We start from the raw sequence: 8,629 nt of genomic DNA on the forward strand, positions 1-8,629 counted from the left end.
ATCCCGACTACCTTCACATCCCCTAATGTGAGGGGAGTTACCGGAACCTTCAGAAATTCTCCAATCTCTTTCTGAAGTTTTTTATCCATCTCAGGGTGAACCGCAGCAAACCGGTCACATGCAAGAATGACATTCCCGGCAGCATTCATTCCCCGCTCCAGGAGGAATATTTCACGGTATTCACTGAGCCGATCTAGTTCCTGCTGCGATGCGAGACCGGATACCACAAATCCATTGCTGTTACCTGCAAGGAGGGAGCCGATGATCGGACTGTTCTGAATTGTAGTTCTGACAATATCCAGATCAAAAGCCTCCCGGTACTGAACCTCGAGTTCTTCAGGTGCATCAATCGGTATAACCGCGATGTCCTCGAAGACGCGGGTAAATACGCCGATATGTGGGTCGCCTGTTATCGAGACCGTACGGTCCATCTCACTCCTCAGCCAGCTCAGCCTGCACCTGTCCGTCTTCGAGCTTCATTGCCCGGACACGGATTCGTGCTGGTGGCTTCTGGGAACCACGGGACCAGATCTTCTCGTTGATAGAGGAATGAAGTTTCACATCCTCACTCTTCATATGACGTCCCAGGAATGCCCTGATATCTTTCATCGCTTTTGCACTACGTCTCCAGCGGGGAACGCGCCGAACCGATCCCAGTGGAATGACATATACCTGCTCTTTCAGCTTATCTACCATATTCTTACACCTTCAGGGTGCTCCGGCGCCAGCTGTGACGTGCGGGGTGAGTCATGACTTTTCTCTTCGTCTTTACCATAACCCACTGTGGCACACGCCTGTTCTGCTGGGTTTTCTTCGAAAGCCGGATCTTCCGGCATTTTGATACTTTACTCATTGTATTTCTCCAGATGATCGTCTTGCGACCACGAGGGATTGCTCATGATTCGGGGGGAAAAGAGAGGATACCGGGGCACCCCGGCTCTCCAGTTCCCTCCTGATCTCATGTTCATAGTCCCCGCTGCGGATCTGCCCGGTTTCCCCATACTGAACTTCGAGATACCTGGCAGCAAACCGCTGTACCTCCCGCTTCGGAAACCCGATGAGCGGGCGGACATAGGAACATCCGCGTCCGTCTGATATACTACGGATTTCGTCGTCAGTCAGAAGTGGAACCCGATCTCCAAACCTGGTCCCATCTCCGATAACTTCGTACCGTTCACAGAGGATGCGAACCGCCTCCCGGTGAATCCGCTGGATTGCTTGTGAAGGATGCCCACATCCAATGATCATATCCACCACCTCACCAAGCAGTTCGGGGGGAAAGATTCGTTTGTGATGTGGAAATCCTAGGACTGCAGCTGCCTGTTCGATCTGCGGAATCGCAGAATCCGGCGAGAAGACAAAGGTATTCAGTTCAACCTCATAATTCTCTGCCAGCATTATTGCTGCGAGAGAACTGTCTTTTCCACCAGAGAACAGAACTCCGGCCTTCATCCTTTACGTCTGATGTTGAATTCGCGCTTTGCTGGAATAACCTGTTTAAGGATGACTTTCAGCTGTTCGTCATTGATCTTATTCTTAATCCTTCCACTCTGTGCCAGCATTACCAACTGCTGCTCAACGGACCGGGCAAAATCCGGTTTCGTGAGTTTGATGGTATTAAGCCGTTCACGTGCTTCAGGCTCAAGAATCTGCATGAGAACCGAGTGAATCTGGGCCTCATACTGACGCTGCCGTTCGGCTTCATCCTGCTGGTTAGCAGCCTGTTGCTGCATTTCCATCATTCTCCGCCGACGGATTTCTGCTAATTCATCATCTCCCATTCAGGAGCACCCAGGTTTACGCGGACTCAGACACAATGCGATATGCTACTCCATCAAGGAATGATGCGCCTGCAGGAGTGACGACTCTGCCGCTCTTCTGCTGGGCGATGTACCCTGCTTTCTCAAGCTGCTGAACCGCCTTTCTCAGGACAGATCCACTCCCCTTCACCGTTTTGTTCGGCTTGGAGCCTCTGTTCTTGCTTCCACCGTACACAGACCGCATCCGCTCAACACCAACCGGGCCGTCAACATAAACGCGCCTCAGTACAGCTGCTGCTCGGGTGTACCACCAGTCGGGATCCTCAGGTGGCATCCCTTTGTGGGCACCGGTCTTTGCAAAGGCTGCCCATTCTGGAGCAGTTATCTCTGGTTTTTCCTTCAGTTCCGCTGCAACGCGCTCAATAAGCGTGCCAGCAGGAACATCATACACAGTAGTCATCGATAGTCCACACTCTCAAATGCAGATAGTAGTCTCTACTTATACGTATGAAGGATTCTTATATATTTCGAGGACGAGATCCGGATGATGAAGCCGAATCTCCAAGCACCATCGTTCTTCCCCGAATCTGAAGAATGATAGTGGCACTTTCACGAGCAATTGCTGCCGGATCCATATCAACCGACCCCGACCATTTAACCTTGATGATCTTTCTGGTCTTCACCTGGCTGCGGATCTCTTCAATAATGGTTCCAGTCATCCCCTGTTTCCCAACCCAGATGGTGGGTTTCAGGTCATGATAACCTCCGGGAGATGAAATTGATGCTTTCTTTTTGGGACTGATCCGATCTTGACTCATGATTTATTCCGATAAAGTGGGTAACGACGATGATATCCACAGGCCACGCAGGTTACCACAACCCGGCTGCGGTGTATCCGGGTCTGCATAGTCACCCCCGGTACAAAGAACCGATAACAATTACGACAAAACTTTCTTCTCAGTTCGCACGGGATACGTATTCGTTCTTTCATTGCAATACGTCGGGCAAGGATAACACACCGGTCACTCCAGGAAGGATCTTCTGGAAAGAACCGGGAAGCCTGATCAAAGAGGATAGAGATCCGCTCACTGGCAATATGTCGTCGATCAGAACGTTGATGCTTTCTGGCCATCAGGTTCCCCTACCAAAATCTGGCATCTCACCCTGATTAGTGACTTTTACCGTTCTTCCTTCAATACAAAGCTTTTTTTCAAAGAAGAGGCGGATCGCTTCGGGGAACGCCAGATGCTCCTCCAATAGGATCCGATCTGCCAGTATTTCCTCATCATCAGTATCAAAGACAGGCACTACACGCTGAATGATCACCGGACCTGCATCCATATCCTCGGTGACAAAATGTACCGTGCAACCGGCAACTTTCACCCCGTATCTGACTGCCTGTCCCTGGGCATGAAGGCCTGGGAAAGAAGGTAACAAACTCGGGTGAATATTCATCATCCGCCCGGAGTACTTTCTGACAATCTCACTACCCAGAATTCGCATATACCCAGCTAACACAACAAGATCTGGATCATACTTCTGGATAGCCGCGATGAGGGCGGTCTCGTATGTCTGTTTATCCAAGAACGATCTGAACGAAACAACCTCGCTTGGAATACCTGCTGCCCGCGCACGTTCGATCGCATATGCATCAGGATTGTCTGTTATCATGGCCCTGCATACGGCGGGGATATACCCGTCAGAGACACGGTCAAGGATAGCCTGGAAGTTAGAACCCCTCCCTGATGCTAGTACGACGAATGTGCCGCTTTCTGGCTTCATGCGGAACCTGCCTCGGGTTTTTTGGTAGGAGGGGAGATCAGCAGTTTGATTCTTGTTATCCGTTTTCCTTTCATCTGAATCACAATCAGTCTGATGCCTCCGTCCAGATCACAGGACTCACCAATTCGTGGAATATATCCCAGTCGATCGATGATAAGGCCTGCTATGGTTTCATAAGTCTCATACTCAGGAAGATCAAGATCAAGCTCTTTGTTCAAGTCAGAGACCCACATCCTGGCATCGACCGAGTATACCCCATCCGCCACCCGTATCAATTCAGGCTCCTCGGTGTCAAACTCGTCAAGAATATCACCCACAAGTTCCTCCACGATGTCCTCTACCGTTATAATACCAACAAATGCCCCATACTCATCAAGGACGATGGCCAGATGGTTCTTCCTGACCTTCATCTCTCTGAGCAGATCATCAATCTTCTTTGTCTCAGGGACATAAACCGGTTCAGAGCAGAGTTCGACAAGCGGATGATGGTTCCTCCCGTCCATCACGGCAACAAAGACATCCTTGATGTTGAGAATCCCTCTGATATTATCAATGGTCTCATGATATACCGGGAGGCGTGAAAATCCGGTCTTCTTGAAGATCTCAAGGGCGTCTTCAGGAGAGAGGATGTCCTCTGTCATTACCACATCTATTCGCGGTGTCATAGCCTCCCTGACCCTGGTGTCAGCAAACTCAAAGACCGAGTGGAGCATCTCCTGTTCATCCTTCTCAATGGTCCCCTCTTCCTGGCCGACATCAATCCACTCCTTGATCTCTTCCTCGGTGATGAGGTGCTGCGAAAAAACCGGACCACCGGTCATCTTCCCTGCAACTGCATTAATTGCCCAGATGACAGGGCTAAATATCCGTGAGAGTAGATATATCGTCGATGAAACAAACAGGGCGGTGCTGGTTGAGTGCCTGCTTGCGTACATCTTCGGCATGATCTCGCCAAAGATCAGTAGTAGGATCACCACACAGAATGTGGCTACCACAACGGCAAGCGCCCCGGGCCCGAAGACGCCGATGGCCAACGCGGTTACAACCGAGGCACCGAGAATATTGACGATATTATTTCCGATCAGGATCGTTATTAGGAAACGGTCAGGATTTTCTTTCAGCGCCAAGAGTGCCTGTGCACCTGGCACCCCTTCGTTAATTAGGGTTCTTACTTTTGCACGGGTGATCGAGAAGAGTGCTGATTCAGAGCATGAGAAGAATGCAGAACAGACGAGCGTCAGAACAAAGATGCTGATATACAGATAGTATTCAATGATCACTGAAATCCGGACCCCCGCCTGGCAGAAGCCGCTGGCAGACATATGCATCCGGTTGCCAGGGATACCTGTGAAATTCCCATAAAGAACCCAAACACCGTCCGGGGAGATTCAGATCCCCACAACTCTGATTAATGAGAGCGGGCCACACAAATATCAATCTTTTTCTGACAGTGTCAGAACCACACCTGATGATTAGGTGAGATGGTTCCTGACCACGTTGACATCCTCATAAATCATCCTGATCTTCGCCTCTACAGAGAGAGGATTTCCAACCGAAAGATCATTGATCTCAAGGGTGACAAGTCCGTCGTACCCCGCACCGGCAAGGAGATCAAGAGATCTATCTGCCCAGGGGTTTGATTTCACCGGCAGGTGCATTACGCTGCCTGATGCACCTGATAGATGAACATTTGCTATCCTGCCTTCGGCAACCGAGAGAAATTCACCCAGCACTTCTTCACCACGCGATGCAACATGACAGGTATCAAGGGTGAAGGAGAGCCATTCACGTTCTTCAAGGATACGGGAGATCTCTGCCGGAGTTGTGAGTAAGGCGTTCACCTGCGGCTCCATGTTCTCAATTGAGACCGAAACATGTGATGACCCAGCATAGGGGGCTATCTCATCGAGCATGTGATCTAGTCGGCAATAATCTGTCTCTGACGGAGGGCGCTTTGAGGTCCTCTTTCCCGGGTGGATGGTACAGACCTCAGCACCGAGAGAGTCTGCCAGTTTTATAGAGTATTGTATCCACAAGATCGAGGCCTTCACCACGTCAGGATTTATCGAGCAGGGGTTGAGGTCCAGAACCGGGGCATGTACAGAGAGGGGTGAAGAAAGGGGATACTCTTTCATTACCCTAGCAAGGCGGCCTTCAGGGAGCCCGTCAAGCCACCAGTCCGGAGTCTCGGGCCAGAACTCAAGAGTGTCAGCTCCCGATCTCCTGACTGCATCAAAGATCAGGTCAAGCGGATGGTCGTGGAAGAACATCGTCGAGAAGGAGATCTCCATGACCATTGATTATCTATACCGGGGGAAATAACCGATCAGGTGAAGATGGATCAGAGAACTCTGGATTCCTGGGGGGCCCGTGAGAAACCTGCAGTCATGCGGGTGTCTGAGGTTACTGCAGTGATAACCAGTCTTCTTGATACTCCTGCGCTGACCAACATCAGGGTGACCGGTGAGATCACCAACTTCAAGAAACACGGGTCAGGGCATCTCTATTTCTCACTTTCAGAGCGACAGGGTGAGAAGGAGTTTGTAATCAGGTGTACTATCTGGAAGACTGCTGCCCGGTACCTTCCCTGGACACCTGATGACGGAATGATTGTAGAGGCGTTCGGGACCATCAACCACTACGAACGGAGCGGTCAGTACAACCTGATTATCACCCAGATGTGGCAATCTGGGGCAGGAGAGAAGGCACTTCTGATCGAGCGGTGGAAGAAGGAACTCGGGCTGAAAGGCTTCTTCTCTCCTGAAAGAAAAAGAACGCTGCCCGAGTACCCAACCAGAATAGGAGTTGTCACATCAGAGACAGGGGCTGTTATCCACGATATTAAGAACGTGCTCTCCTGCCGGTTCCCGGTGGAACTCATCCTTTCACCGACGGCAGTGCAGGGTCCGACCGCCCATGACGAGATTGCAGTAGCCATTAGAAGGGTTGCACCGATGGTTGATCTCGTGATCGTCGGGAGAGGAGGTGGTAGTTATGAGGATCTCTTCGCCTTCAACAACCCGGCAGTGGTAGAGGCGATCGCTACCTGTCCGGTTCCGGTCATTGCTGCCATCGGCCATGAGGTCGATGTCACCCTGGCAGACCTCGCTGCAGATCAGAGGGCATCTACTCCATCTCATGCTGCAGAACTTGCAGTCAAAGACCGCAAAGCAGAACTCGAAGTGATATCCCAGATCAGAAGCCGTATCTTCAGACGGCTTCTAACCAGAATAGAGCAGGCAGACGAGGAACTTAATGATCTTCGGGACCGGCTTTCACCGGTCAGGATGAACAGGACACTGACAGAACGCAGACAGTATCTGGTGGATATTACTGACCGGATGAGTAACCTTTCAGATCTCTCACTTGGAAGATTCAGGATTACGGTTAGGGAGCTGAACGCCAGGCTTGAGGCGAAGAATCCTGCAGGAATTCTGATGAGGGAGATACCAGAACGGAGGGTCAGGATCGCAGATCTGGATGAACAACTCCACCGTGGGGCGGGCACTTTTCTAGCACGGTACCTCGCTGAACTAAAGTCATTATCCAAGATCCTTGAGGCACGAAGCCCGTATGCTACTGCCAGGGACGGATACTGTATTGTTTTCAGAGACGGCAGGACAGTACCTTCTGTAGGGGTGCTTTCAGAAGGTGAGAGGGTGAAACTCAGATTCAGGGACGGATCTGCAACGGCAGTTATTGATCAGGTGAAACCGCATGAAAAAGTATGAGGAACTGGTAGCAGATCTCAAAGAGATCGTCAAAAAAATCGAGGATGGTGAGACAAACCTTGATGAGATGATCACGCTCTACGAACAGGGGACTGTGATCATCAAACAGTGCGAGGAACGGCTGAACGAGGCAGAGATGAAGATCAGCAAGTTGGGAAAGGAGTGATAATGAAAGTCATTCTGCTCTTCCTGGTTATTCTGCTCATTGCAGGAGCGGTTGCCATTTCAGGCTGTACGAGGTATGCTGATCCCGAACTGAAGATAACAACAAATCTCTCGAAGGTATCTGATGACCCTGCTTCAGGAAATATCACGTACGATGTTAAATTGACAGTTGCCAATGTCGGGGCCAACAACGCGTACAAGGTCAGGGTCATGACCATCCTGTCAACTCCGAAGGATCTTTCTGAATACCGGTTTACAAGCCGGAACACCGATGCAGGAGATATTGAGAAAGGAACAGTCAGGACATTCACCGAACGAATGACCCTTCCAGCAACCAAGGCGAATTACGATCTTATCACAGCAGGGACACAGCAACCCGCGATTGAGACAAAAATCATGTCGATTTCTGCAAACGTGATGGGGTAGTTCGAGCAGGAGAAACCTCCAATACTTTTATCCATCAAGATGGAGAAGATGAGACTGTGAGTGCTACTAACCGGACCCTTCTGGTTCTGGATATTGTCAAAGGGATAATTGCGGTTTTTTTCGGGAATATCGGGCTCCCACCCCTGGTACGATACCTGATTGGCATGATTCAGGCATCAGGTACCGTTCAGATCCAAACTAACACCCTGATGATCAGCCTTGTCTGCCTGCTGATAACGGCGCTCGCGTATCATAAGACTGAAAATAAAATAATCAAGGCTTTGGTTATAATCTGCCTCTTTATCCCGGTTTTACTAATTTTTTTCTCGTACTTTTCCGTGATGAAGGTCCCGATGCCGTTCTGATATGTTTGAGAGACTTATTATCCGGACTAATTTGCACAGTTACACCCGATACATTCGAAATATCCCAGACATACAACTCTATCAGAACCTGGTAACCAGGAGATACACCTCGTCTCATCAACGGTCAGGACCGAAAACGGAGCTGCATTCAAAGGCAATTATTAGCAGGAGTGCAGTGACTGTCATCTGCTGTATGTTATAGATCAAAGTCCTTGAATGGTGTGAAATTATTGCAATATTGCCAGAATGGTTTATTAAAAAACTCGGAACGTTAGATCTGCAGCCCGGGATACACCATCTTCTTTAGGAGAAGCAATCGTTACCTGTCCAATGATGGAAGTACTTCGTAATTAAGAAGATGCAGATCCCCTCCGGCTTGATAGTTCTGAAATGGTGCTAA

General features: G+C 49.9%; 15 protein-coding genes. 4 read left to right on the forward strand and 11 right to left on the reverse strand.

Annotation, left to right across the window (positions count from 1 at the left end; translation table 11 throughout):
• The 11 genes from LUQ50_RS12825 to LUQ50_RS12875 form a co-directional block, all read right to left on the reverse strand.
• Positions 1-431: translation initiation factor IF-6 (locus LUQ50_RS12825; RefSeq protein WP_300040263.1), on the reverse strand; the 431-nt coding region annotated here is incomplete at its 3' end.
• 1 nt (position 432) lies between these two features.
• On the reverse strand, positions 433-696 hold the full coding sequence (locus LUQ50_RS12830; RefSeq protein ID WP_300040265.1) for a 50S ribosomal protein L31e: 264 nt from the start codon (positions 694-696) through the stop codon (positions 433-435).
• Positions 697-700: 4 nt separating this feature from the next.
• Positions 701-853 carry a 50S ribosomal protein L39e gene (locus tag LUQ50_RS12835; RefSeq protein WP_300040267.1) on the reverse strand — a complete coding sequence of 51 codons (153 nt, stop codon included), beginning with the start codon at positions 851-853 and terminating at the stop codon, positions 701-703.
• A complete protein-coding gene (locus LUQ50_RS12840) occupies positions 850-1,452 on the reverse strand; it encodes an asparagine synthase-related protein (RefSeq protein WP_300040268.1) in 603 nt (200 codons plus the stop codon). The genes LUQ50_RS12835 and LUQ50_RS12840 overlap by 4 nt, the downstream gene beginning before the upstream one ends.
• Positions 1,449-1,781: a DNA-binding protein gene (locus tag LUQ50_RS12845; RefSeq protein WP_300040270.1), complete on the reverse strand. Its 333-nt coding sequence runs from the start codon at positions 1,779-1,781 to the stop codon at positions 1,449-1,451. The genes LUQ50_RS12840 and LUQ50_RS12845 overlap by 4 nt, the downstream gene beginning before the upstream one ends.
• A 16-nt stretch (positions 1,782-1,797) precedes the next feature.
• Positions 1,798-2,220, reverse strand: a complete 423-nt coding sequence (locus tag LUQ50_RS12850; protein ID WP_300040272.1) for a 30S ribosomal protein S19e — start codon at positions 2,218-2,220, stop codon at positions 1,798-1,800.
• A 58-nt stretch (positions 2,221-2,278) separates the two neighbouring features.
• A complete protein-coding gene (locus LUQ50_RS12855; RefSeq protein WP_300040274.1) occupies positions 2,279-2,578 on the reverse strand; it encodes a YhbY family RNA-binding protein in 300 nt (99 codons plus the stop codon).
• Complete coding sequence (locus LUQ50_RS12860) at positions 2,575-2,892, reverse strand: ribonuclease P protein component 4 (RefSeq protein ID WP_300040276.1); 318 nt, start codon at positions 2,890-2,892, stop codon at positions 2,575-2,577. The genes LUQ50_RS12855 and LUQ50_RS12860 overlap by 4 nt, the downstream gene beginning before the upstream one ends.
• On the reverse strand, positions 2,892-3,542 hold the full coding sequence (gene purN, locus LUQ50_RS12865) for a phosphoribosylglycinamide formyltransferase (RefSeq protein ID WP_300040278.1): 651 nt from the start codon (positions 3,540-3,542) through the stop codon (positions 2,892-2,894). The genes LUQ50_RS12860 and purN overlap by 1 nt, the downstream gene beginning before the upstream one ends.
• Positions 3,539-4,864: a hemolysin family protein gene (locus tag LUQ50_RS12870; protein WP_300040280.1), complete on the reverse strand. Its 1,326-nt coding sequence runs from the start codon at positions 4,862-4,864 to the stop codon at positions 3,539-3,541. The genes purN and LUQ50_RS12870 overlap by 4 nt, the downstream gene beginning before the upstream one ends.
• Before the next feature lie 150 nt (positions 4,865-5,014).
• Complete coding sequence (locus LUQ50_RS12875; protein WP_300040282.1) at positions 5,015-5,839, reverse strand: sugar phosphate isomerase/epimerase; 825 nt, start codon at positions 5,837-5,839, stop codon at positions 5,015-5,017.
• 39 nt (positions 5,840-5,878) lie between these two features.
• Between LUQ50_RS12875 and xseA the strand changes: the two genes are divergently transcribed.
• Genes xseA through LUQ50_RS12895 form a run of 4 tightly spaced genes read left to right on the forward strand, consistent with a single transcriptional unit; the run spans position 5,879 to position 8,229 of the window.
• Entirely contained in the window at positions 5,879-7,273 is a 1,395-nt protein-coding gene (xseA, locus tag LUQ50_RS12880; RefSeq protein WP_300040284.1) for an exodeoxyribonuclease VII large subunit, read from the forward strand.
• Positions 7,260-7,439, forward strand: a complete 180-nt coding sequence (gene xseB / locus LUQ50_RS12885) for an exodeoxyribonuclease VII small subunit (RefSeq protein ID WP_300040286.1) — start codon at positions 7,260-7,262, stop codon at positions 7,437-7,439. The genes xseA and xseB overlap by 14 nt, the downstream gene beginning before the upstream one ends.
• A 2-nt stretch (positions 7,440-7,441) precedes the next feature.
• Complete coding sequence (locus LUQ50_RS12890) at positions 7,442-7,864, forward strand: hypothetical protein (RefSeq protein WP_300040288.1); 423 nt, start codon at positions 7,442-7,444, stop codon at positions 7,862-7,864.
• 56 nt (positions 7,865-7,920) lie between these two features.
• Positions 7,921-8,229 (forward strand): hypothetical protein, encoded by a 309-nt coding sequence (locus tag LUQ50_RS12895; protein ID WP_300040290.1) that lies wholly within the window; start codon positions 7,921-7,923, stop codon positions 8,227-8,229.
• Positions 8,230-8,629 lie beyond the last annotated feature (400 nt).

Source organism: Methanospirillum sp. (genome assembly GCF_028679455.1).
Lineage (GTDB): Archaea > Halobacteriota > Methanomicrobia > Methanomicrobiales > Methanospirillaceae > Methanospirillum.

Coding starts and splice junctions, on each gene's coding strand:
- LUQ50_RS12830 (WP_300040265.1), bottom strand. CDS start 696: ATGGTAGATAAGCTGAAAGAGCAGGTATATGTCATTCCACTGGGATCG.
- LUQ50_RS12835 (WP_300040267.1), bottom strand. CDS start 853: ATGAGTAAAGTATCAAAATGCCGGAAGATCCGGCTTTCGAAGAAAACC.
- LUQ50_RS12840 (WP_300040268.1), bottom strand. CDS start 1,452: ATGAAGGCCGGAGTTCTGTTCTCTGGTGGAAAAGACAGTTCTCTCGCA.
- LUQ50_RS12845 (WP_300040270.1), bottom strand. CDS start 1,781: ATGGGAGATGATGAATTAGCAGAAATCCGTCGGCGGAGAATGATGGAA.
- LUQ50_RS12850 (WP_300040272.1), bottom strand. CDS start 2,220: ATGACTACTGTGTATGATGTTCCTGCTGGCACGCTTATTGAGCGCGTT.
- LUQ50_RS12855 (WP_300040274.1), bottom strand. CDS start 2,578: ATGAGTCAAGATCGGATCAGTCCCAAAAAGAAAGCATCAATTTCATCT.
- LUQ50_RS12860 (WP_300040276.1), bottom strand. CDS start 2,892: ATGGCCAGAAAGCATCAACGTTCTGATCGACGACATATTGCCAGTGAG.
- purN (WP_300040278.1), bottom strand. CDS start 3,542: ATGAAGCCAGAAAGCGGCACATTCGTCGTACTAGCATCAGGGAGGGGT.
- LUQ50_RS12870 (WP_300040280.1), bottom strand. CDS start 4,864: ATGTCTGCCAGCGGCTTCTGCCAGGCGGGGGTCCGGATTTCAGTGATC.
- LUQ50_RS12875 (WP_300040282.1), bottom strand. CDS start 5,839: ATGGTCATGGAGATCTCCTTCTCGACGATGTTCTTCCACGACCATCCG.
- xseA (WP_300040284.1), top strand. CDS start 5,879: ATGGATCAGAGAACTCTGGATTCCTGGGGGGCCCGTGAGAAACCTGCA.
- xseB (WP_300040286.1), top strand. CDS start 7,260: ATGAAAAAGTATGAGGAACTGGTAGCAGATCTCAAAGAGATCGTCAAA.
- LUQ50_RS12890 (WP_300040288.1), top strand. CDS start 7,442: ATGAAAGTCATTCTGCTCTTCCTGGTTATTCTGCTCATTGCAGGAGCG.